The organism is Prevotella sp., from assembly GCF_036570325.1.
GTDB lineage: Bacteria > Bacteroidota > Bacteroidia > Bacteroidales > Bacteroidaceae > Prevotella.
On the sequence record NZ_DATCYK010000056.1, the window covers coordinates 479295 to 502539 of the forward strand.

The window sequence follows — 23245 nt, forward strand, 5'->3', positions numbered from 1 at the left end:
TATAAAAATAAATTATTAGATGTACGTATGAAAAGAATTATATCTTTGTGCGCTGCCATGTTGTTTGCAGCTTTCCAACTTATGGCTATAGAAAAACTGACAATTGCAGATATAACTTCAGGTAAGTTTGCTGCCAAAGGGATAAGTGACATCCGCCCCGTGAGTGGAACCGACTTATATACTTGCATAAGTGATGATAATTCTAAGATAGAGGCTTATTCTTTTAAAACCGGAAAGAAAAGCAGTGTATTGCTGGATTTGCAAAATACGCAAGGAGAGTCTATAAAGGAGATTGACGGGTATATTCCTTCTCCCGATGGCACTCGCTTACTCATACAAACAAAAACCAAGCGAATATACCGCCGTTCTTTTACCGCTGAATATTATATTTATACAATAAAGACCAGAAAACTTGAGCGGTTATCGGTCAATGGACCTCAGCAAACTCCCGTATGGTCTCCTGATGGTCATCAAGTAGCTTTTGTGCGTTCCAATAATATTTATTTGGTGAAACTGTTGTATGATAACGCAGAAACGCAAGTGACGAAAGACGGTAAGTTCAACGAAATTATCAATGGTATTCCTGATTGGGTGAATGAAGAAGAATTTTCCACCAACTCATCTTTGGTCTTTAATGCGGATGGAACCATGCTTTGTTGGCTCAAGTATGATGAGCGTAATGTGAAAGAGTATTCTCTTCAACTTTTTGAAGGCTCTCATCCTACTTTAAGACGATACGGTACTTATCCCGGTTTTTATACTTATAAATATCCTAAGGCCGGTGAGCAGAACGCGAAAGTGTCTGCTTGGGCTTATGATATTCAGTCTCACAAAATTAATCAGTTACAAGTTCCTTTAGACGAAGATGGCTATATGCCTCGTATAAAGGCTACTGTTAATCCCAATCAGATCGTTGTATTCACGATGAATCGTCATCAGGATGTGCTCAATCTTTATTCTGTCAATCCCCGTACTACTTTATCCCAGCTCCTTATAAAAGAGGCTTCTGACAAGTATGTAAAAGAAGAAGCCATGGAAGGAATATTGATCGGTAAGCAGAGTATTTTGCTTCCGAGCGATAGGGATGGCTATATGCACCTTTATGAATATAGCCTGAACGGTAGCTTAAAGCGCAAGATAGGTGATGGGGAGTATGATATAACAGAGGTATATGGCTTTGATGAGAAGTCAGGTGATGTCTATTTTCAGGCCGCAACCTTGAATAGCCATGACCGACAGATTTATGTGGCTCATAAAAATGGGAAGATGGAAAGATTGACTGCCAAGGAGGGCTGGAATGAAGCAATCTTCTCGGGTGATTTCCAATTCTTTATTAATACATGGAGTGATTATAACACGCCTTACCGGTATAGCATTTTATCAAAGAGTGGAAAGGAAATCGTAGTGCTTGAAGACAATGCTGCGCTGGCAAGTTTGGTAGGTGAATATGGTTTTGTTAAGCGCGAGGCTTTCTCTTTTGTAACAAAAAATGGTACACAGTTGGATGGCTGGATGGTGAAGCCACTTGATTTTGACGCTTCAAAGGAATATCCGGTAATCTTACATCAGTATAGTGGTCCCGGTTCACAGCAGGTAAAAAACAGTTGGAGTGCGGGAAGCATGGGGCAGGGAGGAGCTTTTGACTCTTATTTGGCCCAGCAGGGATTCATCGTTGTCAGTGTAGATGGACGTGGAACGGGAGGACGTGGCGCCGAGTTTGAGAAATGTACCTATTTGAATTTGGGTGTATTGGAAGCCGAAGATCAAGTAGAAACAGCCTTGTGGTTAGGAAAGCAGTCTTATGTGGATGCGTCTGCAATCGGCATTTGGGGGTGGAGCTTTGGCGGTTTCAATACTTTGATGAGTATGAGTACCGGTGACGCGGTCTTCAAAGCAGGCGTAGCGATAGCACCTCCTACCAATTGGAAGTTCTACGATACTGTTTATACAGAACGATACATGCGCACCCCGAAAGAAAATCCCGAAGGTTATGGCGAAAACCCTATCCGTCGTGCGGAGAAATTGTCGGGAGCTCTCCTGCTTTGCCATGGCATGGCTGATGATAATGTTCATCCCCAAAACTCTTTTGAGTACGCCGAGGCATTGGTACAAGCTGACAAAGATTTTAAAGAAATATACTATACAAATCGTAATCATAGCATTTATGGTGGTAACACTCGTAACCATTTGCTACGTCAGGTTAGTAATTTCTTTATTACACATCTGAAGAAATAATAGTAATTCTCATATATTTAAATTTTTAAGACGATGAAAGTAAAGTCAGGATTCCGACTTTTAACGGTATGCGGTGAGAATGTTATCATCGCCGAAGGCATTGAAAACATAAATTTCAATAAGGTAATAGGACTCAATGAATCAGCTGCTTACCTATGGAATTTCGTAGTAAATAAAGAGCGGTTCACCATTGACGAGATGGTGGCTGCCATAATTGAGGAATATGATGTTGCGCCTGAAGTTGCCCGAGCAGATTGTCAAGAGACCATCAAAGCATGGAATGAAGCAGGAATAATAGAAATGGATGACGTCAATTGACGCCATCCATTTTATTTTTTATAGCTATTTGTAATTTTAAGTTTGAGCCGGTAGGCAAACAGCAAGTATCTTCTTATCGGGAAAAGTGCCGGCCATAGCCACGCATAAAATTTCCATTTACGGCTTTCTACCGACTCGAACGTAGTACGACCTTTGCGATAGAAGCCCAAGGCTATACCCTTTATATCCTTTATCTTGCAATATTCACAACCATAGTTGCCGTCTCCTCGGAGTGTAATATCGTCTTGAGCTATGGCTATAATCCTATGAAGTACGAAGTGAGTAAGCGTTATTTGGGCTAGCACAATGTCTCCTACATGGTAATTTTCGGATAGTTTCAATACCGCAATATCACGTTTGTCTTCCAAGAAAGGGCGCATGCTGCCCCCCAATAATCGTAACGAAACGCTATGGCCTTGCTCCAACAGCTTGGCTATTTCCGGGAAAAGGATCGCATTGGGAATGACAACTCTCTTCGTCGCACCCTCATTACTGTTTACTTCGCAACTGTTTTCTGGCATAGTATTGCCGACTCTTTATTGGGTAAGCAGTGAAGTGCGTAGATGGGCGAAGCCTCTATGATTTGCTTAGCCAGTTGACAGTTTCTTTCGTAAATGTCAACATCCCATTTCATAGAGGAGCATGCGCCCATTAGCATGATAAACGATTGGATGGGAGAGAGTTGGGTAATGGAGTTCTCCTGAGCCCTGCATATTTGAATGATGGCTCCTAATTCCGCACGAATATTGCGGTAGCAAGGCGTCTTGCCGCTCCACGGGCTTCCGAAGGCATACAACTTTTGGTCAATCAATCGAATGATAGGATTGTCGTCATTCATCAAGTCGCAGTTGGGAATATGTTGCAACCATAGATTCGCTTGCGTGCTTTTTCCGGTGCCACTCTTGGCCGTGAACGCGTATGCTTTATGCTCGTGCCTGATAAGTGAGGCATGAATAAGTAATGTATTCTTGTAACTTCCCGCAAAAGTATAGGAGAGCATGAGCGCATTGTTGAGGCCAAACCGTTGCATGTTATAATCACCAAATAGTTGGCATGTGCAATTTTGGAACAGTTTATCCGTCTTTAAAAGGCAGCACTTTTGCGACTCAATATTCTTAATCGTGTATTGATACCCCCCGTTGGGGAGCCGGTCCACTATGATGTCACCGTTTCCCGTATCTACTGTACTCATTCGGGAGACGGCTTCGTTGTTGGTTTGTATGTCGTCTTGCGTGACGGTCAGGGTAAATAGCAGCGGACTATGGTCCTCAATCTCTTTAACCATAAAAGGCATAAAAGGAAGCAGTAGCTGCTTCCTTATTATGTATTGGTCATCAAAATCTAATTTGATATAGTGTTGGGCTATGCAAAATATATAGCTCGTCATTCTTTATTTGCTCTTTCTTTTCTTTGAGGTTTGTTTCACAATAACATTGTTATTCTCTTCTTCGCTGAGTGTTATCGGCTTAAATTGGAAGTCTGTGTCTGACAGATACTTGACAATGAAGTTCTGTTTTTTACTTGAAGTATATCTTTTTCTCAAAGCTATGTATTTTTTCTCAATGTCTTTGCGCTTGGTAGCGAATATCGTTACACAAGTAGGCGTCGACATGCCATTGTCCTTCAGATGGTCTCTTAACTGATAGGAGTAGTTCTCTTTGCTGTATAGGAACTTGCTTTTGCTGTCTACCCAAATGGCATCTACCTCTTGAATATTGGTAAGGTAAACAGTAGAATCATTGAATGAGGAGGCAAAGCCAAACAAAAAGCCTTTCGTTAAAATGTGCTTAGCATTCATTGATAAGCTGCCAAATAGCAGTAACAAGGCTAAGCATAATCCCTTAATTTTCATAATTAATTTTAGTTTTCAAATCATAATCTGTTATCTCCCGAGGTAGGATCTTAACATTTTATTTTGCGTATTATGGCGAAGGCGTCGAATGGCCTTCTCTTTAATTTGTCTTACTCGTTCCCGAGTCAGTTCGTATTTATCTCCAATTTCCTCCAATGTCATTTCCGGCATGCCTATCCCGAAAAAGGCCTCTATCACGTTCTTTTCTCTCTCATTCAGGAGGTTGAGCGCTCTGCCTATTTCCTCTCGGAGCGATTCTTTCACGAGTTCGTTGTCCGCGGAAGGAGTGTCAATGTTGGGCAATATGTCAAGCAACCCGTTTTCTTCGCCATCGGCAAAGGGCGCATCCACGGAAATATGCCGGCCATTAACTTTCAATACCTCTTCAATCTTCTCCTCGGGTAAATCTATGCAGGCCGCTATCTCGTCGGCATTGGGCCTGCGTTCATTCTCTTGCTCAAACTTGCTGAGCACCCGATTGATTTTATTGACGGAGCCGACTTGGTTAAGTGGAAGTCTTACTATTCGGCTTTGCTCCGCGATGGCTTGCAATATGCTTTGGCGTATCCACCAAACGGCATAGGAAATAAATTTAAATCCTCTCGTCTCATCAAACTTCTCCGCGGCTTTTATGAGGCCAACGTTTCCTTCGTTGATAAGGTCGGGCAGACTTAGTCCTTGGTTTTGGTATTGTTTGGCCACCGAAACCACGAATCGGAGGTTGGCTTTGGTCAGTTTTTCCAAGGCCTTACGATCGCCTTTTCTGATTCGTTGTGCCAATATAACCTCTTCTTCTACGCTGATTAACTCCTCATGACCAATTTCCTGCAAATACTTATCAAGAGATGCGCTCTCCCGATTGGTTATCGATTTTGTGATTTTCAGTTGTCTCATAAGGTGTCAATTTACATGCGTAATTGCAAATGTAGTGGTTTATTTTATTTTCTCCAAATTTTTGACATTTATTTTGAGTCGTCCGAGGGTGGGCAAGTGCTTTTCTGAAAGCTGTGTTTTGGACTTGTCAAAAGGCAGCTTTGATGGCTTCATAGCAGCCTTTTGACGGCATGAAAGGCCAGCTTTTATCGTTCTGTAATTCCGTTTTGGCATAAAAAAAGAATTGCATGGTCGACTATCTTCATAGCTAACCATGCAATTCAAATGTATTATCAATCAATTATGATTTTATTCGCTGACTTTTACAACCTTGTAATCTTGTTTTCCGGTGGGCCACATACCTTTGATGATAAGTACCGGGTCTTTGCTTGTAGAGGCTGCCTTGACAGCTTCTTGTAGGTCGGCTATGGTCTTGATAGCCTTGTCGTTGGCATACAAGATAACGAAACCGGTACCGATACCACCGTCTTTGATGGCGCCCTTATCAACCTTGGTAACCTCAAGACCGAAAGTAATGTCTAATTGGTCCTTGGTTTCTTTGCCTACGGGTTTGAAGCTTGCGCCGAGTACATCCAAGTCGGCGGTCTTCACAAGTTTGGTGTTGCCCTGCGCATTCTTGAGGGTAACGGCTTTCGACTTGCGTTCTTTGTTATGGAGATAGGTTACTGTAACCTTGTCGCCGGGACGCTTCTTAGAGAGGTATTCCTGAAGTTCGGAGATCTTGGTGATTTTCTTATCGTCTACCTTAATGATGACATCACCCTTCTGAATGTCGGCATTAGCTGCAGAACTTCCTTCATCAACACCGCCTACATAGACGCCTTCGTTGGTACCTAAGTCCACGTTTTTGTTGTTCTCTTTTTGGCTGTTGATGTAGTCTAACACATCACCTCCTCTGATACCTAACACTGCTCTCTGCACTGTACCGTAGGCTTTGAGGTCGGCAACTACCTTGTTCATGATAGTGGTAGGAATGGCGAAACCATATCCACTGTACGAACCTGTTTGCGAATAGAGCATGGCGTTGATTCCCACAAGTTCGCCTTGGGTGTTTACCAATGCGCCTCCGGAGTTACCGGGATTGATGGCTGCGTCGGTCTGTATGAAGCTGGCAACGCTCGGGCCATCACCATTGCCACTCAATGAGCGCGCCTTGGCACTGACTATACCTGCCGTAACAGTAGAGCTGAGGTTGTAAGGATTGCCCACGGCAAGCACCCATTCACCTACTTTGAGCTTCTCACTATCGCCGATAGGCAGTGTAGGCAGATTCTTGCCATTGACCTTTATCAATGCCAAATCGGTCATGGGGTCGGTACCAACGATTCTTGCGGAGAACTCACGGTTGTCGTTCAACGTAACGGTAAGCTCATCGGCACCGTTCACAACGTGGTTGTTGGTTACGATATATCCGTCTTGGCTGATGATGACACCGCTGCCGGTAGCCTCTTTCTTAGGAGTTTGCACCCTTCTTCTTTGGGAACCATTGTTTCCTTGATTGGGATTTCCAAAGAATCCGAATGGGTCAAAAAAGTCACTGAACGGATCGGGTTGTACCTCAACAGTCTGAATCTTGGAGTTTTGTACAAACTTTATATGAACCACAGCAGGCAGGGCTTTGTCAGCAGCGTAAGTTAAATCAACGGGCTGTCCTACAGCGGAAGAAGCAACGTTCTTGGCCGCGTTTACTTTCATAAAGCTACCGGCAGAGAATGCCAGTGCAGTAACACACATGGCAGACAAAATCAAATTAGAATGCTTTTTCATATTTTCTGATGTTTATAGTTTAATCAATTTAGTTTCAAAGAGGATAAAGTGTTAAAACGTTAGCCTTCTTTCGATTAATTGATTGCAAATATAAACTTAATAACATTCGAATAGTGAGTTTCTTGTTAATTTTTATTCCAATTTAACTAATATGTTAATCGTATTAACGGCTATTAAATACGAATCTGTAATTTTTCACACTTATTTAATTCCAAGTTCGTGAGCCACGAATGGAGCCGTGTGTCCTATTCCTTGTTTTGCCATGTCTTCCGGAGTGCCTTGGAAGAGAATAGTACCTCCGTTCCGGCCTCCTTCAGGGCCAATATCAATAATATGGTCGGCTAATTTAATGACATCCAAGTTATGTTCGATGATGATTACGGTATTGCCTTTGTTGACTAAAGTCTGCAAAACGTCCATAAGGATTCTTATATCCTCAAAGTGCAGGCCGGTGGTAGGCTCATCTAAGATATATAGCGTCTTGCCCGTATCGCGTTTGGAGAGCTCGGTCGCTAACTTTACTCGTTGGCTTTCACCTCCTGATAGGGTAGTAGAGCTTTGTCCTAACTTGATATATCCTAATCCGACATCTTGCAAGGTCTTGATTTTATTGAGGATGTTGGGCACGTTCTCAAAGAAATCTACCGCTTGATTTATTGTCATATCCAGCACGTCGGCTATGCTCTTACCTTTATATCTTACCTCTAAAGTCTCTCTGTTATAGCGTTTGCCATGGCAAACCTCGCATGGTACGAAGACATTTGGCAGGAAGTTCATTTCTATACTTCTATAACCATTGCCGCCACAAGTCTCACAGCGTCCTCCTTTTACATTGAAAGAGAACCTTCCGGGCTTATAACCTCTTATTTTTGCTTCGGGCAAGTTCACAAAAAGAGAGCGTATGTCGCTGAACACGCCCGTATAAGTGGCAGGATTGCTTCTTGGCGTTCGCCCGATAGGACTTTGGTCGACATTTACTATCTTGTCGATATTGTCAGTGCCTTCCACCGTTCCATAGGGCATAGGTTTCTTGAGCGAATGATAAAAATGTTGCGAGAGAATGGGCTGCAGTGTCTCGTTGATCAAGGTAGATTTGCCTGAGCCGGAAACGCCTGTGACCACGATTAATTTCCCAAGTGGGAAATCTACATTGACGTGTTTTAAGTTATTGCCCCGTGCATCCTTGATGGTGATCTTCTTGCCATTGCCCTCCCGTCTTGTTTCCGGTATCTTTATCTCTTGGTTTCCGTTAAGGAATTGGGCCGTGATAGTATGGGTCTTGAGCATTTCTTTGGGCGTGCCTTGGAATACAACTTCGCCACCTTTACGGCCGGCTTTGGGTCCAATATCGATAATCCAGTCGGCTGCCAACATCATGTCTTTATCATGTTCTACGACTATAACCGTATTACCGAGGTCGCGTAGCTCTTTCAGTGAATTGATAAGTCGCTCGTTATCACGTTGATGTAAGCCGATACTTGGCTCGTCCAATATGTATAAGACGTTGACAAGCTGGCTGCCTATTTGGGTCGCCAAGCGTATGCGTTGGCTCTCACCTCCTGAAAGTGAGGCGCTGGGACGGTTGAGACTCAGATAATCTAAACCTACATCTAATAAGAAACGGATTCGGGTTCGTATTTCCTTTAAAATCTCTTCGGCTATCGTTTGCTGCTGTGGCTCCAAATGGTTTTCCACTTGGTCGGTCCATTCTTTCAGGTCAAGAATGTCAAAGTTGGCAACGTCAGCGATATTCTTATCCCAAATCTTATAAGAGAGTGCTTCCTTGTTGAGCCTTTTTCCATGGCATTCCGGACATTTGGTAACGGCAAGAAATTGGTCGGCCCACTTTTGACCGGCGGCCGTATCATCATTGTCAATGACATTCTTTATATATTTGATGATACCGTCAAAGGTCACGAAGTAGTCGGTAGAGGTGTGGACGAGCTCTTTGTCGATTTTAACGGTTTCAAGACTGCCATATAATATCTCATCCATTGCCTCTGGGGAAATATCTTTTAGTGGTGTTTTCAAATTGTAGTCATACTTTTTCAGGATGGCTTCTATCTGCCAGAAAATCATCTGGTTCTTGTATTTTCCTAATGGAATGATACCCCCTTCATAGATATTTGCTTTAGGATTCTCGATCACCTTTTTAATATCTATTTCGTTGACATAGCCCAATCCTTTGCAGTGAGGGCAGGCTCCTTCGGGTGAGTTGAAAGAAAATATATTGGGAGCTGGGTCTTTATAGGAGATTCCGGAGGTGGGACACATCAGTCGTTTTGAGAAATATTTGCCCGTGTTGGTGTCCTTATCAAGAATCATGATAAGTCCGTCTCCTTGTTTCATGGCAGTTTCTACGCTTTTACGCAGTCTTTCCGCGATTAAGTGAACGTGTTGGTCGTCTAATGAATCGGCTTCGGGAGCTTTCAGCTTGTCGATAACTACCTCTATATTATGGTTCTTGTAGCGGTCGGTTTTCATGCCTCGGGTTATTTCCATGATTTCATCATCAACCCGAATGTGCAGGTATCCTTTTCTGCGCATGCTCTCAAAAAGTTCACGATAGTGGCCTTTGCGATTGCGAACCAAAGGCGCTAAGATGTAAATAGACTTTCCGGCATAGGCTTCAAAAATCATTTTGATTACTTTTTCCTCGGTATATTTCACCATTTTCTCGCCCGTAATATAGCTATATGCTGTGCCGGCTCGGGCATATAGCAAGCGTAAGTAATCGTATATTTCGGTAGTGGTTCCAACAGTGGAACGTGGATTCTTGTTGGTTGTTTTTTGTTCAATGCTGATAACGGGGCTTAAACCTGAGATTTTATCAACATCAGGCCGTTCCATGTTTCCTAAGAAATTGCGGGCATAAGCAGAGAAAGTCTCAATGTATCTACGCTGTCCTTCAGCGAAAATCGTGTCGAAAGCTAAAGAAGACTTGCCGGAACCGGACAGTCCGGTGATAACTGTTAATGACCCTCTTGGGATTTGTACGTCAATATTTTTTAGGTTGTGGACTCTTGCGCCCAATACTTCTATCTTATTCATTGCTTGTTTGATCTTCGTATCCTCTAAGTAAGTTTACATCAGTTTTAATGTTGAAAACTCTTCCATCAGCTCCTTTTGCTTTTACAAGGCAAAAGTAAACGCCCGGTTTCATGGGCTTTCGATGGCTTGTTCCGTCCCATCCTTGCGATGGATCGCCCCATTCAAATAGCTTTTGTCCCCATCGATTGAATATCGTTGCATGAAACTCAACAATACTTTGGTATCCATTCTTTGGTTTGTAAATATCATTTATGCCGTCATTATTGGGTGAGAAAGCGTTAGGCATTTCCAGTTTACTTTCTGAAACGGTTATTTTAATGGGGGGAATGTCATGCTCATCGAAAATTATGGTGTCTTTTCCGTGAACAAATTTTGCGTAAAGTTGCGCATAGTGGATTCCCGATTGGGTGATAAGTAATGGTGTTTCTTCCTCATATCTTCTTAAATATGGTTCACTTTGCGCATTGTCTAATCGGAAATGCCACTCATAATATGCGTTCCACCCCTCAGCTCCTATAGGGTTAGCCTTGAATGAACAACTTATTGGAGCGGATCCGGAGTAGAGCGTAATGCTTGTAAGTTTATCTTTATCAGGTGGAATTATGTCTACAGTAGGGGAGACACTTGGCATGGATTGAGCTAAGCCAAGGCTTAATTGCACTGATAGAATCGCAAAAATGATAGCTCTTTTCATTACGATTGTCGCTTAATTTTAAGGAAGCAAAGTTACAAAAAACGTCCTGAAAAAGTGCATGAATATGGAAAGTTTAACGGAATAGGGCTTGAATATGGGATGATATTTCTATGCTTATATGGTGTTAATTGCTGCCAAACCTATCGAAAAACCATGCCTTTATTGAGTATTATTCGATTATTTTACTAATTTTGCAATGTAAATAAATTGAGAATAATGATGTTACAGATAAAGAGATTTTCTTTTTTCCTCATTGTATTTGTTCTTAGCAGTGCTTTGTTGGCGCAGTCACTTGTTGTGCGTGAGAAATACAAAGTGAAAAGAAAAGACACGGTTTATGGTATTTCTAAGAAATTTGGTTTAACAATTCAGCAGTTGTTAGACGCTAATCCCGAAATGAAACAAGAGGGCTTTGAGCTCCGGCATGGCGATTATGTGCTGATTCCGCAGGTAAATGGGGCCGAGGTTGGCACTAAATCAGCAGTTAACTCGTCTGCAAATATTGGCCAAGGAGCAGAAACTTTCAAGCCTACGGTTGCTCCGGTAGAGGCGAATAAGGCCGGAAAAGGGATAAAGATAGGGGTAATGTTGCCACTGCATGATGTAGATGGAGACGGACGTCGTATGATAGAATACTATCGTGGTGTACTGATGGCGTGCGAAGACATGAAAGCTAAGGGCATATCTACGGATATCAGTGCTTGGAATGTCGCGATAGATACAGATATAAATTCAATATTGAAAGATACAAAAGCCAAAAACTGTGATATTATTTTTGGCCCTCTTTATACAAAACAAGTGAAAAGTCTTGCACAGTTTTGCAAGAGCAATCATATTAAAATGGTGATACCATTTTCTATTTCTGGGAATGATGTGGAAAATTATCAGGGAATTTTCCAAGTTTATCAGTCGCCATCACAATTGAATCAGCGTAGTATCGATATATTCTTATCGCAATTTAAGGATACCCATCCGGTTTTTATAGATTGTAACGATACAACCAGTACCAAAGCTCCATTTACTTTCGGTTTGCGCAAGCAGCTTGAAAAAATGGGCATAACCTATAGTATTACTAACTTGAAGTCGAGTGAGGAAAGTTTTGCAAAAGCATTTGACGTGAACAAACGCAATGTTGTTATCCTCAATACGGGAAGGTCTCCGGAGCTGACCGTAGCCTTAAATAAACTTGATGGGCTTTTAGCCATGCGTAAAGGGCTGCTGATTTCGCTTTATGGTTATACGGAGTGGTTGATGTATACCAAATATAATATAGAACATTTCCATAAGTTTGACACCTATATACCCTCCACTTTCTATTATAATCCTTTGGAAAGTAGCACGCAACAACTTGAGCGTTATTATAGCCGTTGGTTTGCTTCGGAAATGCAAATGGCGCTTCCTTGTTTTGCCTTGACCGGATATGATCAGGCTCGTTATTTTATTCAGGGCCTGCATACGTACGGCAAGAACTTTGTCGGAATGAAAAATCAAAGTGCTTATCGTGCATTGCAAACACCGTTGCATTTTGTGAAAGTGGGTGCGGGAGGTTATCAGAATAACAGCTTTTTGCTCGTGCATTACCGCTATGACAACAAGTTAGAATTAATGAAATATTAACTTGTGATGAGACAAATCCATTCTATGAAAAGACTTTTAACAATGTTGTTGGGCGTTATAGCCCTTTCGGCGCAGGCTCAAGTAGGTTCTCACCGTAGTGATTTTCAGGTTGGTGTCAACGGTGGTATGGTCTTGAGTGACGTTGGTTTCACCCCAAAGGTGAATTTAAAAATGCACAATGGCATTACCGGAGGTATCACCATCAAATATACTTCTGAGAAATATTTCTCAACAATCTGCTCTATTCTCGGTGAAGTTAACTATGCACAAGTAGGTTGGGAAGAAGATATTATCGATCATGAGAGGAAAGCTGTTATCAATGAAACAACCGGACAAGCTGAGAAATATAGCCGTACATTGAATTACATACAAGTACCCATTTTTGCACATTTGGCTTGGGGAAAGGAGGCTAAGGGCTTGCAGTTCTTCGTGAACTTAGGACCGCAGTTTGGTTTCTTCATCAGTGAGTCCACGGAAAAGAACTATGACTTTGATAAACGTAATCTCAATGCCCGTAGTAATCAGATTATCGCTCAAGAAACAATGGCGCTTGAGAATAAATTTGATTATGGAATAGCGTTGGGAGCCGGAATAGAATATGCTCATCCCAAGTTAGGACACATGTTGTTGGAAGGACGTTATTATTATGGTTTAGGCAATATTTACGGCAATTCCAAGCGTGATTATTTTGCAAAGTCCAATTTAGGCAATATTGTTATCAAAGCGGCATATCTCTTTGACATATCCCGGACCAAGAAGAAAGAATAATTCTTAGTGGCCGTTACCCTAATAAATCAGACAGAAAATTATACCTAATATTAATTAATTACAAAAACTTATGTTTGAAAATCAACCTAAAGGCCTTTATGCTTTGGCCCTTGCCAATACCGGTGAGCGCTTTGGCTACTACACAATGTTGGCCATTTTCGTTTTGTTTTTACAGGCTAATTTCGGCTGGGGAGAAGGTCTTGCCGGAACAGTGTATTCCACATTCCTCATGCTTGTTTATTTCCTTCCCATTGCGGGTGGTGCGGTTGCCGATAAAATAGGCTTTGGCAAATGTGTCACCTTTGGTATTCTAATCATGTTCTTGGGCTACTTCCTTTTGGCCATTCCCGCAGGTTCGGGTGTTGCGGCCATATCTATCATGGTGGGAGCCTTGCTGATGATTTGTATTGGAACGAGCTTGTTTAAAGGCAATTTGCAAGTAATGGTGGGCAATCTTTACGACGATCCTAAGTATGCGTCGCAGCGTGATGCAGGCTTCTCTATTTTCTATATGGCTATCAACATAGGTGCTTTGTTCGCTCCTACGGCCGCTTTGAAAATAATGGACTGGGCTAAGACTTCTTTGGGAGCTTCCGAGCAAACTGCCTATCATTATGCTTTCGGTGTAGCTTGTATATCTCTGATTGTATCAATCTGTATCTATTATGGTTTCCGCTGGACATTTGCCAACGTAGATAACTCTGCTAAGAAGAGTGACAAGTCTGCTGAGGCAGCAGCGAAGGTTGTGAAAGAGGAAACACCTGAAGAGAAAGCAGACACTAAGTCACGCTTGGTGGCTTTGTTCCTTGTCTTTGCCGTGGTTATTTTCTTCTGGATGGCATTCCATCAGAACGGCCTCACCTTGACCTATTTCGCCCGTGACTTTGTCGTTACAAGCGTGCATGGCGCTGAAGGTATGCTCTTTGATGTGACCAACTTGTTGGCTGTCATTTTGATTATCTACGCATTGTTCGCCCTTTTCCAGAGCAAAACGTCCAAGGGGAAGACGATAGCTTTCGTAATCATAGCTGTGGCCGGATGCTTTCTTGGCTACAAGTATAACAGCATTTTGGATGTTGACACAGCTATTTCTGCTCCTATTTTCCAGCAGTTCAATCCTTGCTTCGTAGTAGGTCTTACACCTGTCAGCATGGCTATTTTTGGCTGGCTGGCTTCAAGGGGCAAAGAACCTACTGCTCCCCGGAAAATTGGTTATGGAATGCTTGTTGCTGGTGCGGGTTATGTTATCATGATTATGGCCTCCGTAGGGTTGAGCTATACGCTTTCTGACGAGCAGCGTGTATCTCCCAATTGGTTGGTTTCTACTTATTTGGTTCTTACCTTTGCAGAACTTTTGCTCTCACCAATGGGAATCTCATTTGTGTCTAAGGTTGCTCCTCAAAAGTATCAGGGACTTATGATGGGTTGCTGGTTTGGTGCTACCGCCATTGGTAATTTCTTGGTTCAGATTCCTGCCTATCTTTGGAAGAACGTCCCCTTGACAGTGGTTTGGGGCGTATTGGTAGCTCTTTGTCTTGCTTCGTTCGTATTCATCTTCTCTGTGATGAAGAAGCTCGAGAAAGTTTGCTAATATTGAACCGAAGGGCAATTCAATAAATGATTGTTCGTAATAAGTCAATCGGCTAAGTTGCCGGTTGACTTTTATACAGCATAAAATAAAGCCATATCCACTCTGATTAAAAGAGTTAGGATATGGCTTTTATCGTTGGAAATACCCGATACTGATTACACGATACCTTGTGCCATCATAGCTTTGGCTACTTTTAAGAATCCTGCAACATTAGCTCCCTTTACGTAATTGATGTAGCCGTCGGGCTGTGTTCCATACTTTACGCAACTTTTGTGGATGTCGTCCATAATCTCATGGAGCTTGGCGTCCACTTCCTCCCGGCTCCAACGGAGACGCTCCGAGTTCTGAGTCATCTCAAGACCCGACACAGCTACGCCACCCGCATTGGAGGCTTTGCCCGGGCAATATAGGATTTTCGCGTCTTGGAAAACCTTGATTGCTGCCGGTACGGTAGGCATGTTAGCGCCTTCGGTTACGGCTATTACGCCGTTGGCAACAAGCGCCTTTGCGGCTTCTTCGTCTATTTCATTCTGGGTGGCGCATGGGGTGGCGATGTCAGCTTTCTCAAACCAAGGCTTCGCCCCTTCCACATACTTCACGCCATACTTCTCAGCATATTCTCTGATACGGCCCCGTTCTATGTTCTTGAGCTCCATGATATAGGACAATTTCTCCTCGTCAATGCCATCGGGGTCATAGATATATCCATCGGAATCGGAGCAAGTGACCGGTTTGGCGCCCAATTGGAGCAATTTCTCGATGGTATATTGCGCTACGTTACCGGCTCCCGAAACGAGCACGGTCTTTCCTTCAAGACTCATGTTTTGTGTCTTCAACATGTTCTGTAAGAAATAAACATTGCCGTATCCGGTAGCTTCAGGCCGTATTCTTGAGCCTCCAAATTCTTGTCCTTTGCCGGTTAATATGCCTTGGAACTGATGTGTCAGTTTTTTATACATGCCAAACATATAGCCCACTTCACGGCCACCAACTCCAATGTCGCCGGCCGGAACATCCTCGTCCGGACCGATATGGCGGTAGAGTTCGGTCATGAAAGCCTGACAGAAACGCATGACTTCCGCATTGCTTTTGCCACGTGGTGAAAAGTCAGAGCCTCCTTTGGCACCGCCCATAGGCAGTGTTGTCAGTGAATTTTTGAAAGTTTGCTCGAACGCGAGGAACTTCAGGATAGACAAGTTTACTGACTTATGAAAGCGGAGGCCACCTTTATAAGGACCTATGACGTTATTGTGCTGAACGCGATAGCCCATATTTGTCTGGACGTTTCCTTTGTCATCTACCCACGAAACACGAAATTCTACCAACCGATCGGGAATGCAAAGCCGCTCTATGAGGTTGGCTTTCTCAAATTCGGGGTGCTTGTTATACTCTTCTTCAATCGTGCCTAATACTTGGCTCACAGCCTGTATGTACTCGGGTTCATTCGGAAATCTTTGTTTTAAATTCTCAACAATGTCCACTGCTTTCATAAGCTTTATGTTTTAATAGTTTTACTTTGTAACGAATAAAGCTGTTTTCGCACACAACTTTATCGCTTTTCTTCATCTCTCGTTGCAAAGTTAAAGAAATATATTTAGATTTTAAACAAAATGCTATTATAAATATTTAAAATAGATGTAATTGTCACTTATTTGCATTGTTTTTAGTCTTTCTGTTATCTCTTGTACCTTATTATATATATAACACCTGAACTTTACTCCTGCCATTATTCTACCAATCCTACCAGCTCATCGGTTCGCCCGTTAGGCTTACGGTAATAAACGAGTAGCTGATAATGGTTCTCTGTTTGGTAAAAATTACCTTCCGTGTGCAATGGTTTGAGCTTGCCATTGCCTGCTTCCTCTACATATTGGTATGAATAGTAGCCTTGTTTGAGCCTGATAGTGGCTTGGTACTGATTTTCCTCTGTTGAGTATTCCATTCGGAAGGGAGGCTCGAAGCGCCCATTTGTAAAGTTCCCGTTGATATAGATTGGTGCTTGCTGCCGCGGAATTTTGAGCATGAAGTGCACGTCCACGTAATCCGTTGTTGTGTGAATTTCTGTATTGTCGCTGTTACGGATGACAAACGGACCGTTGGCACTGGGTGCCAAGACGTAGTTGGGCCGAGGTTCATCGGGCCATAAGTAGGCATGTGTCATATTTCCGTCCCAAACTATATCCTTAATACCCATCGTGGGGTGGTCTGTGTCTAATATTTCAAACTTGCGATATTCGTTGCCTCCGTCAAAAATCAGCTGTCGGTTGTGCTGCCATGTCAAGCCTTGCTGGTTGACAGTTTGTGGCTGTGGGTTGAACACCGCATTGTCCCAACGATGGTTTTGCAGGACTACTGTTTTGAACTGGGTTTGCGGTGAGGTGACAACCATACCGCTATGGGTTACCCGAAAATCAATTTGTTGATGCGCGTTGTTAATATCTATATCTGTGTTTGTGTTGACTTTCAGCGAGGCACCCACCTTTTTGTCGACAACCATAAAGCAACAAGTGAATACCGGCTGATTATCCTCGTCCGCGTCGTAAACCGTGATTTTGTAGTTACCGCTCAATTTCAGGCTTACCCGTTCGTTAGGTATGGCGAAAGCATAGTGCGTATATGGAATCGTGGTATTTACGGATGGTTCGATGTGGGGTATCTCCAAATCTTCCAAGAAACCATTGGCAATATCCGTAGTGAACAGTCCTTCCGAGACCGTCCAATCAGCTTCGCAGTGTTCTATCTTGTATAAGAAGCGATGAAAGTTGGTGTCGAAACAATCAAAGTCCACGCAAATTCTTTGATCACCTTGCAGCGGGATTACCGGCAATGAGCGCCAATCGTTTTCACGCATCACCGTAACCGTGGCTATTTGTGGGTGATAAACAACCGTTTGCTGGGCAAACGCGCTCATAAGATTAAAAAATGTAAATATCAGTAGAATAATTCTTGCCATGTGGCAAATATAGCTTAATTTAGCAAAATAATTGAAGCCATTGTGAATTTTTTATATTTTGGCTTCATATTTTTCTTTATTTACAGAATTGAAATTATACTTATTATATCAATCGCATTATGAAACAAACCATTTTGGTGACCGGTGGCACGGGCTTTATAGGCAGCCACACTACGGTAGAACTTATTGAGTCGGGATACGAGGTTGTAATTGTTGACGATTTGAGTAACTCAAAGATAGAAGTGCTTGATGGCATTGAGAAAATTACAGGTGTCCGTCCTGCCTTTGAAAAAGTCGATTTAAAGGATTATGAGGCTACGGAATCAGTATTTAAGAAATATCCCAAAATAGAGGGAATTATCCACTTTGCCGCATCAAAGGCAGTAGGAGAGAGCGTGGAGAAACCACTTTTGTATTATCGAAACAATGTCGTGTCGTTAGTGAATCTGTTGGAGCTAATGCCCAAATATGACGTGAAGGGCATTATTTTCTCATCGAGTTGCACCGTATATGGCCAGCCGAAGCCTGAGAATTTGCCCGTGACAGAGACAGCGCCCCATCAAAAAGCCGTGTCGCCCTATGGCAATACAAAGGAGATTAATGAGCAAATTATCTATGACTATATCCACAGCCATGCGCCTATCAAGAGTATCGTGCTTCGCTATTTTAACCCCATCGGGGCTCACCCCTCGGCATTGATAGGCGAATTGCCTAACGGAGTGCCCAATAACTTGATACCGTTCGTTACTCAAACAGCCATGGGAGTGCGTAAGGAACTGACGATCTTTGGCAATGACTATAATACTCCTGACGGCACGTGCATCCGTGATTACATCTACGTAGTGGACTTGGCCAAGGCCCATGTGGCTGCGATGACCCGTGTGTTGGATAAAGAAACCGACAGTTTGGAATACTTTAACATCGGAACCGGTAAGGGAAATTCTACCAAGGAGATTATTGATACCTTTGAAAAGGCTACCGGTGTGAAAGTAAATTGGAAGTTTGGTCCCCGTCGTGAGGGCGATATTGAAAAGATTTGGGGCGATTGTACCAAGGCCAATGAGGTGTTGGGATGGAAAGCTGACACACAGCTTGAGGACGTGCTGTTGAGCGCTTGGCGATGGCAAGAGAAGCTCCGTGAGGACGGAGTAATGTAAATAGTCGTTTTATTATAAAGAAAATCGGTTTCCGCGGTGACATTCTCACAACAGAAACCGATTTTCTTTATTTAATGAATTTATAGTTGTTTAGCCGCCTCTTTTACGTTTTCAACTTCTTTCAAGGCCTTTTCCCAGTCACAATCCAATGAGAATTGGGTCAGGAAGTTATCATTATTGTAATAAGCAAGGATGAGTTCCTTATCCATATCGTTGAACCGTGGATTGTGGATGGTAGCTTCCTTGTAAATCGTCATGATGAGTTCTTTGTCCTTTTTCTTATTTGCTTTAGACAAAGATTCTACATATTCATTTACGAATCTGTACATAGCGTAGGCTTGTACATCCACCATGTGCATATTGCTGTCGGGCATGAGCTCATTGGTTTTCATGAGCAAATACTTGAGTGCATCCACTTTGAAAGTGGCAATCTTGCGGGTTTCCATGTCGTTTGCCCTGTCGGTGGCAACTTTGGTTGACGTCTGTAAGATTTCTTTATAGACGTCTTGCGCCTTTGCTTCCACAAAAGAGAGGCACAGAAGCGCAATCGCGATCATTGTTTGTTTCATATTTGTTTGTTGTTTAATTAATATTTCTATGTATTTAATAGGGTGGGAAAACATGCGGGTATTGGACTCTATCGTGAAGATAAATCTTCTTTTAGAAAGTCGTTTGGGCATGCTTGTACCACGATAATGCCAAGGGCGAGGCGGAGGTGCTGGGAAATGATTTCCGAATAGTAGTTTTCTTACTTTTCAAAAGAGCCTTTTTTGACGCCTGAAAGGACTGTTTTGAGGCGCTGAAAAGGCTGCTTTGAGGAGGTGAAAGCTAAGCTATTGGAAACTCATTGCGTCACAACGCTGCGTTAAATGTTTAATAATTTCTTTATATACTTGATTACTAATATTTTATAACTCTTATTAATGTAAAAACTGTTGCGGCTGAACGGGGTGCTCACCGACAGTCTGTAGTCTTGCTTTATAGCCCGGAACGACCGGGATTCTTGCTGACGAAGTCTTTCCAACTGCGGTATTGTTTGCCTTCAATCTGAGGATTTTTCATCTGCATGAAGTGACAATAAGCAGCTCCGAGGGCGTCGGTGGCGTCCATGAACTTGGGCATGTCCCGTGCGTCGAGCTTCAACAAGCGTTGCAGCATGCCGGCAACTTGCTCTTTGGTGGCCTGTCCTTGTCCGGTAATGGCCATCTTTATTTTCAGTGGCGCATACTCATGTATGGGTACATCGTGGCGTATGGCGGCAGCTATGGCTACCCCTTGCGCACGTCCTAATTTCAGCATGGATTGAACGTTTTTGCCGAAAAAAGGGGCTTCGATGGCCATTTCGTCGGGCAGGTATTCGTCTATAATGCTTGTCACACGCTCGAATATCTTGCCTAATCGCAGATAGGGATCGCTCATTTTTCGCAAGTCGATGATTCCCATGACAACCATTTGGGCCGTATTGCCTGACACTTTCAGCACGCCGTATCCCATAACGTTGGTGCCGGGGTCAATACCTAATATAATTTTTTCGGGTTTATTCAATGCTTGGTTTGTTGGTTGTGAGGATTGATTAGCGGCCCATGTAGGGATTGTGGGCCAATTCATCGCCGATAGTGGTTTCCATTCCATGCCCGGGAAGTACCCTTGTATTGTCGGGCAACTGGGCCAATCGATGCAGACTATTGATGATCATAAACATGCTTCCCTCCGCAAAATCAGTTCGGCCGATACTGCGATAGAAGAGCGTATCACCGCTGAAGAGTACGTTTTCTGTGGGAATATAGAAGACAACGCTGCCTTTGGAGTGGCCCGGAGTTTCGATTACGTTGATTTCATGATTACCAAATGTGATGATTTCGTTGTCCTCAAAGTAATGGCCTACGGGCGGAAAATCATAGTCAAGCTCCATGTTGTAGAAATGGCGGCCTTGATGTTTGAGCGTATCTATCAGCTTTTTATCCCTATGCGATACCTCTGGTTGCAGGTGGAAAACATCACAGATGGTGTTGTTTCCGAAGTTATGATCCAAATGGCCATGCGTAGCCAGCAGATGTTTTGGGGTGAGATTGTTGGTGGTGATGTAGTCAACGATAGCTTGCCGTTCCTCCGGATAGAAGGCACCGCAGTCTATGATGACGGCTTCTCCTGTCTCATCACTCGCAATGTAGCAGTTTTCCTGCAACATATTGCATGCAAATGTCTTAATGGTCAGCATATTAATAGGAGTAAACAATGAATTTTTCAGCGAACCACTCTTCCTCAAAATAGTTGCTGATGGGGACAACTTCTACCTTCTTGCCCATGGGTTTAAGCTCTTCATCCAATTGTCCGCCTTTCAGACAGATGACACCATTGGGCCTCGCGTTGTTCATTTTGGGGCTTAGGTTCTTCCTTACGATTTTCATTAAGTCGGGAAGTGGCATGACAGCTCGGCTGACAATAAAGTCGTATTTGCCTTTTTCTTCTTCGCCGCGTAGGTGAACCGGCTCCGCGTTTTTAAGCCCGATGGCTTGCGCTATCTCACGGGCCACCATGACCTTCTTGCCCGTTCCGTCAATCATTTTAAAGTGGCATTCGGGGAAAAGGATGGCAAGCGGGATACCGGGAAAACCACCACCACAGCCAAAATCGAGGATTTGGCTTCCTGCTTTGAAATGGAATTCTTTGGCAATCGCTAAGGAGTGGAGCACATGATGCTCATAAATGTTGGCTATATCCTTGCGTGAAATGACATTAATCTTCTCGTTCCACTCTTTGTAGAGTGGGGCTAAGGCGGCAAACTGGTTGCGCTGTGTCTCGGTTAAATCCTTAAAATATTTGTTGATGAGTTCCATTGTCAGTATCTTTTTATCTTAATGCGTATCTCCCCAAAGCTATGTGGCGCGATTTCATCTTGATTGAAAATAACAGTGATACCGTCATCGTGTAGGATGAAATTTGAGGGATAGTCGGATGATTCGTTGAATGTTATTGACAAATCTGCCAATTGTTGCTCGTTATCCACATTGAATTTCCTGCATAATTTTTCCACGATTTCAGCTCTGGCGTCCTTCGTGTAGGGAGCGGGAATGAGGTCGTTGAGCGATAAGAGTCGTTTTGTTTTTGGGTCAAAGCAGAGTGTAGTTACTTGCCGAGTTTGGTAACCGCCTTGTCGTATTTGGCGGTATAGGCAGTAGGTGACGGCCTTTTCTGAGAAAACGGTTGCTGAATGAAGGGTATACCTTAGGTTATACGCCGAATCATTTTCAACGTCCTCTCGGTGCATGGCAGCATAATCCTGCCGGTATGTGTGGAGAATTTGGGTGGCAAACTTATTCACTACTTGGGGCATGCTTGTCGGAATAGCCTTGGCTGAAGAGTTCACGGGCCAATTGCCGATTGATAATTTGGCTGCCTTTACCCTTGGCATAGGTTAAATGAAGCTGCAATGTCAAGGTGGGACTGCTCTTGCTGTCGGTCAATTTATATACAGTATCTATCATCAAACTGTCAAATTGAATATCTGATGTGGTGGTTTGCCTATGACATCCCGTTAAAATTCCTGCCCAAATAGCAAAGAATACGGTAATAAGCGCCATCCTACTTTTCATTATCAATGTATTCATCTTGAATCTTTTGCAAAATTACATCATTTTGTTTCTTCTTTCTCCTTATATATATAAACTTTTTGTATTTTTGCACAAAATTTGGAATCTTCATGAAAAAAGTGTTTCTTTTTGACTTAGATGGTGTCATTTTCGATACGGAAACGCAATATTCTGCCCTTTGGAAGCAATTAGGAGCAAAGTATCTGCCAGAGATAGAGGGCTTGGGAAGTAAGATTAAAGGACAAACCCTGACGCAGATATTTGATTCTTATTTTCCCGGAGCAACGGAAGTACAAGCTTCTATCGTGGAAGCGATTAATGACTTTGAGCAGTCTATGAGTTATGACTATATCAAAGGAGTTGTACCTTTTGTGACCAAACTTCGTGAGCAGGGCTTGAAGACAGCAGTGGTGACCAGCAGCAATGCCATGAAAATGGAACAAGTTTATGCGCACCATCCCGAATTTAAAGGTTATTTTGACCGGATTTTCACAAGTGAAGATTTTACAGAAAGCAAGCCTCATCCCCAATGTTATTTATTAGGAGCCGAGTTCTTCGGTTGCTCACCACAAGAATGTGTGGGCTTTGAGGATAGTATTAACGGGTTGAAATCTGTTAGAGCCGCGGGAATGACGGTCGTGGGATTGGCCACAACAAATCCCGTGGATGTCATAGCTCCTATGTCGGACATAGTCATCCCACATTTTGAGGGACTTGAACCGGACGATTTGTTGAAACTTGTTTTTGTAGACAAATAG

22 protein-coding genes are annotated in these 23245 nt (G+C 43.0%); 7 read left to right on the forward strand and 15 right to left on the reverse strand.

Translation table 11 applies throughout. The features are described 5' to 3' along the window. Positions 1-27: 27 nt before the first annotated feature. A complete protein-coding gene (locus tag VIR50_RS06160) occupies positions 28-2235 on the forward strand; it encodes a S9 family peptidase (protein ID WP_331934260.1) in 2208 nt (735 codons plus the stop codon). A gap of 33 nt (positions 2236-2268) precedes the next feature. Next, positions 2269-2553 (forward strand): PqqD family protein, encoded by a 285-nt coding sequence (locus VIR50_RS06165; RefSeq protein WP_331934261.1) that lies wholly within the window; start codon positions 2269-2271, stop codon positions 2551-2553. Between the two features lie 11 nt (positions 2554-2564). On the opposite strand, the gene VIR50_RS06170 is transcribed toward VIR50_RS06165, so the two are convergent. The 7 genes from VIR50_RS06170 to VIR50_RS06200 form a co-directional block, all read right to left on the reverse strand. Then, the gene (locus VIR50_RS06170; protein ID WP_331934262.1) at positions 2565-3074 is read right to left on the reverse strand and encodes a S24/S26 family peptidase; all 510 of its coding nucleotides are present in this window, start codon (positions 3072-3074) and stop codon (positions 2565-2567) included. After that, positions 3050-3940, reverse strand: coding sequence for a hypothetical protein (locus VIR50_RS06175; RefSeq protein WP_331934263.1), 891 nt, complete (start codon positions 3938-3940; stop codon positions 3050-3052). Before VIR50_RS06175 ends, VIR50_RS06170 begins: the two co-directional genes overlap by 25 nt. Positions 3941-3943: 3 nt before the next feature. Then, positions 3944-4405 (reverse strand): hypothetical protein, encoded by a 462-nt coding sequence (locus VIR50_RS06180; protein WP_331934264.1) that lies wholly within the window; start codon positions 4403-4405, stop codon positions 3944-3946. Between the two features lie 30 nt (positions 4406-4435). Next, on the reverse strand, positions 4436-5299 hold the full coding sequence (locus tag VIR50_RS06185) for a sigma-70 family RNA polymerase sigma factor (RefSeq protein ID WP_331934265.1): 864 nt from the start codon (positions 5297-5299) through the stop codon (positions 4436-4438). Between the two features lie 288 nt (positions 5300-5587). Continuing rightward, on the reverse strand, positions 5588-7066 hold the full coding sequence (locus VIR50_RS06190; RefSeq protein ID WP_331934266.1) for a trypsin-like peptidase domain-containing protein: 1479 nt from the start codon (positions 7064-7066) through the stop codon (positions 5588-5590). A 201-nt stretch (positions 7067-7267) separates the two neighbouring features. Then, the gene (uvrA, locus tag VIR50_RS06195; RefSeq protein WP_331934267.1) at positions 7268-10117 is read right to left on the reverse strand and encodes an excinuclease ABC subunit UvrA; all 2850 of its coding nucleotides are present in this window, start codon (positions 10115-10117) and stop codon (positions 7268-7270) included. Beyond that, on the reverse strand, positions 10110-10811 hold the full coding sequence (locus VIR50_RS06200; protein ID WP_331934268.1) for a gliding motility-associated C-terminal domain-containing protein: 702 nt from the start codon (positions 10809-10811) through the stop codon (positions 10110-10112). The genes uvrA and VIR50_RS06200 overlap by 8 nt, the downstream gene beginning before the upstream one ends. 216 nt (positions 10812-11027) lie before the next feature. Between VIR50_RS06200 and VIR50_RS06205 the strand changes: the two genes are divergently transcribed. From VIR50_RS06205 to VIR50_RS06215, 3 genes are all read left to right on the forward strand, one after another. Beyond that, a complete protein-coding gene (locus VIR50_RS06205; protein ID WP_331934269.1) occupies positions 11028-12428 on the forward strand; it encodes an amino acid ABC transporter substrate-binding protein in 1401 nt (466 codons plus the stop codon). A gap of 24 nt (positions 12429-12452) precedes the next feature. After that, positions 12453-13196, forward strand: a complete 744-nt coding sequence (locus VIR50_RS06210) for a porin family protein (RefSeq protein WP_331934270.1) — start codon at positions 12453-12455, stop codon at positions 13194-13196. Between the two features lie 70 nt (positions 13197-13266). After that, on the forward strand, positions 13267-14787 hold the full coding sequence (locus VIR50_RS06215) for a peptide MFS transporter (RefSeq protein ID WP_331934271.1): 1521 nt from the start codon (positions 13267-13269) through the stop codon (positions 14785-14787). A 155-nt stretch (positions 14788-14942) separates the two neighbouring features. Here the strand turns inward: VIR50_RS06215 and VIR50_RS06220 are convergent, their stop codons facing one another. Continuing rightward, the gene (locus tag VIR50_RS06220) at positions 14943-16277 is read right to left on the reverse strand and encodes an NADP-specific glutamate dehydrogenase (protein WP_331934272.1); all 1335 of its coding nucleotides are present in this window, start codon (positions 16275-16277) and stop codon (positions 14943-14945) included. Positions 16278-16513: 236 nt separating this feature from the next. After that, entirely contained in the window at positions 16514-17740 is a 1227-nt protein-coding gene (locus VIR50_RS06225) for a type IX secretion system plug protein (RefSeq protein ID WP_331934273.1), read from the reverse strand. Positions 17741-17859: 119 nt separating this feature from the next. Between VIR50_RS06225 and galE the strand changes: the two genes are divergently transcribed. Next, positions 17860-18897, forward strand: a complete 1038-nt coding sequence (gene galE / locus VIR50_RS06230) for a UDP-glucose 4-epimerase GalE (RefSeq protein ID WP_331934274.1) — start codon at positions 17860-17862, stop codon at positions 18895-18897. A gap of 80 nt (positions 18898-18977) precedes the next feature. On the opposite strand, the gene VIR50_RS06235 is transcribed toward galE, so the two are convergent. The 6 genes from VIR50_RS06235 to VIR50_RS06260 all read right to left on the reverse strand — a co-directional run bounded on the left by VIR50_RS06235 (position 18978) and on the right by VIR50_RS06260 (position 22505). Continuing rightward, on the reverse strand, positions 18978-19466 hold the full coding sequence (locus tag VIR50_RS06235; protein ID WP_331934275.1) for a hypothetical protein: 489 nt from the start codon (positions 19464-19466) through the stop codon (positions 18978-18980). 409 nt (positions 19467-19875) lie between these two features. Next, positions 19876-20505, reverse strand: a complete 630-nt coding sequence (ruvC, locus tag VIR50_RS06240) for a crossover junction endodeoxyribonuclease RuvC (RefSeq protein WP_331934276.1) — start codon at positions 20503-20505, stop codon at positions 19876-19878. Continuing rightward, entirely contained in the window at positions 20471-21115 is a 645-nt protein-coding gene (locus tag VIR50_RS06245; RefSeq protein ID WP_331934277.1) for an MBL fold metallo-hydrolase, read from the reverse strand. The genes ruvC and VIR50_RS06245 overlap by 35 nt, the downstream gene beginning before the upstream one ends. Before the next feature lies 1 nt (position 21116). Beyond that, on the reverse strand, positions 21117-21734 hold the full coding sequence (rsmG, locus tag VIR50_RS06250) for a 16S rRNA (guanine(527)-N(7))-methyltransferase RsmG (RefSeq protein WP_331934278.1): 618 nt from the start codon (positions 21732-21734) through the stop codon (positions 21117-21119). A 2-nt stretch (positions 21735-21736) separates the two neighbouring features. Then, positions 21737-22231, reverse strand: coding sequence for an RsiV family protein (locus VIR50_RS06255; RefSeq protein ID WP_331934279.1), 495 nt, complete (start codon positions 22229-22231; stop codon positions 21737-21739). Next, positions 22212-22505, reverse strand: coding sequence for a hypothetical protein (locus VIR50_RS06260; RefSeq protein WP_331934280.1), 294 nt, complete (start codon positions 22503-22505; stop codon positions 22212-22214). Before VIR50_RS06260 ends, VIR50_RS06255 begins: the two co-directional genes overlap by 20 nt. Before the next feature lie 92 nt (positions 22506-22597). Here VIR50_RS06260 and VIR50_RS06265 point away from each other — a divergent pair, with 92 nt between their 5' ends. Next, positions 22598-23245, forward strand: a complete 648-nt coding sequence (locus VIR50_RS06265; protein ID WP_331934281.1) for an HAD family hydrolase — start codon at positions 22598-22600, stop codon at positions 23243-23245.

What these genes read in the sequence shown, in the direction of transcription:
- VIR50_RS06160 (WP_331934260.1), top strand. Translation starts at nt 28, where the DNA reads ATGAAAAGAATTATATCTTTGTGCGCTGCCATGTTGTTTGCAGCTTTC.
- VIR50_RS06165 (WP_331934261.1), top strand. Translation starts at nt 2,269, where the DNA reads ATGAAAGTAAAGTCAGGATTCCGACTTTTAACGGTATGCGGTGAGAAT.
- VIR50_RS06170 (WP_331934262.1), bottom strand. Translation starts at nt 3,074, where the DNA reads ATGCCAGAAAACAGTTGCGAAGTAAACAGTAATGAGGGTGCGACGAAG.
- VIR50_RS06175 (WP_331934263.1), bottom strand. Translation starts at nt 3,940, where the DNA reads ATGACGAGCTATATATTTTGCATAGCCCAACACTATATCAAATTAGAT.
- VIR50_RS06180 (WP_331934264.1), bottom strand. Translation starts at nt 4,405, where the DNA reads ATGAAAATTAAGGGATTATGCTTAGCCTTGTTACTGCTATTTGGCAGC.
- VIR50_RS06185 (WP_331934265.1), bottom strand. Translation starts at nt 5,299, where the DNA reads ATGAGACAACTGAAAATCACAAAATCGATAACCAATCGGGAGAGCGCA.
- VIR50_RS06190 (WP_331934266.1), bottom strand. Translation starts at nt 7,066, where the DNA reads ATGAAAAAGCATTCTAATTTGATTTTGTCTGCCATGTGTGTTACTGCA.
- uvrA (WP_331934267.1), bottom strand. Translation starts at nt 10,117, where the DNA reads ATGAATAAGATAGAAGTATTGGGCGCAAGAGTCCACAACCTAAAAAAT.
- VIR50_RS06200 (WP_331934268.1), bottom strand. Translation starts at nt 10,811, where the DNA reads ATGAAAAGAGCTATCATTTTTGCGATTCTATCAGTGCAATTAAGCCTT.
- VIR50_RS06205 (WP_331934269.1), top strand. Translation starts at nt 11,028, where the DNA reads ATGATGTTACAGATAAAGAGATTTTCTTTTTTCCTCATTGTATTTGTT.
- VIR50_RS06210 (WP_331934270.1), top strand. Translation starts at nt 12,453, where the DNA reads ATGAAAAGACTTTTAACAATGTTGTTGGGCGTTATAGCCCTTTCGGCG.
- VIR50_RS06215 (WP_331934271.1), top strand. Translation starts at nt 13,267, where the DNA reads ATGTTTGAAAATCAACCTAAAGGCCTTTATGCTTTGGCCCTTGCCAAT.
- VIR50_RS06220 (WP_331934272.1), bottom strand. Translation starts at nt 16,277, where the DNA reads ATGAAAGCAGTGGACATTGTTGAGAATTTAAAACAAAGATTTCCGAAT.
- VIR50_RS06225 (WP_331934273.1), bottom strand. Translation starts at nt 17,740, where the DNA reads ATGGCAAGAATTATTCTACTGATATTTACATTTTTTAATCTTATGAGC.
- galE (WP_331934274.1), top strand. Translation starts at nt 17,860, where the DNA reads ATGAAACAAACCATTTTGGTGACCGGTGGCACGGGCTTTATAGGCAGC.
- VIR50_RS06235 (WP_331934275.1), bottom strand. Translation starts at nt 19,466, where the DNA reads ATGAAACAAACAATGATCGCGATTGCGCTTCTGTGCCTCTCTTTTGTG.
- ruvC (WP_331934276.1), bottom strand. Translation starts at nt 20,505, where the DNA reads ATGAATTGGCCCACAATCCCTACATGGGCCGCTAATCAATCCTCACAA.
- VIR50_RS06245 (WP_331934277.1), bottom strand. Translation starts at nt 21,115, where the DNA reads ATGCTGACCATTAAGACATTTGCATGCAATATGTTGCAGGAAAACTGC.
- rsmG (WP_331934278.1), bottom strand. Translation starts at nt 21,734, where the DNA reads ATGGAACTCATCAACAAATATTTTAAGGATTTAACCGAGACACAGCGC.
- VIR50_RS06255 (WP_331934279.1), bottom strand. Translation starts at nt 22,231, where the DNA reads ATGCCCCAAGTAGTGAATAAGTTTGCCACCCAAATTCTCCACACATAC.
- VIR50_RS06260 (WP_331934280.1), bottom strand. Translation starts at nt 22,505, where the DNA reads ATGAATACATTGATAATGAAAAGTAGGATGGCGCTTATTACCGTATTC.
- VIR50_RS06265 (WP_331934281.1), top strand. Translation starts at nt 22,598, where the DNA reads ATGAAAAAAGTGTTTCTTTTTGACTTAGATGGTGTCATTTTCGATACG.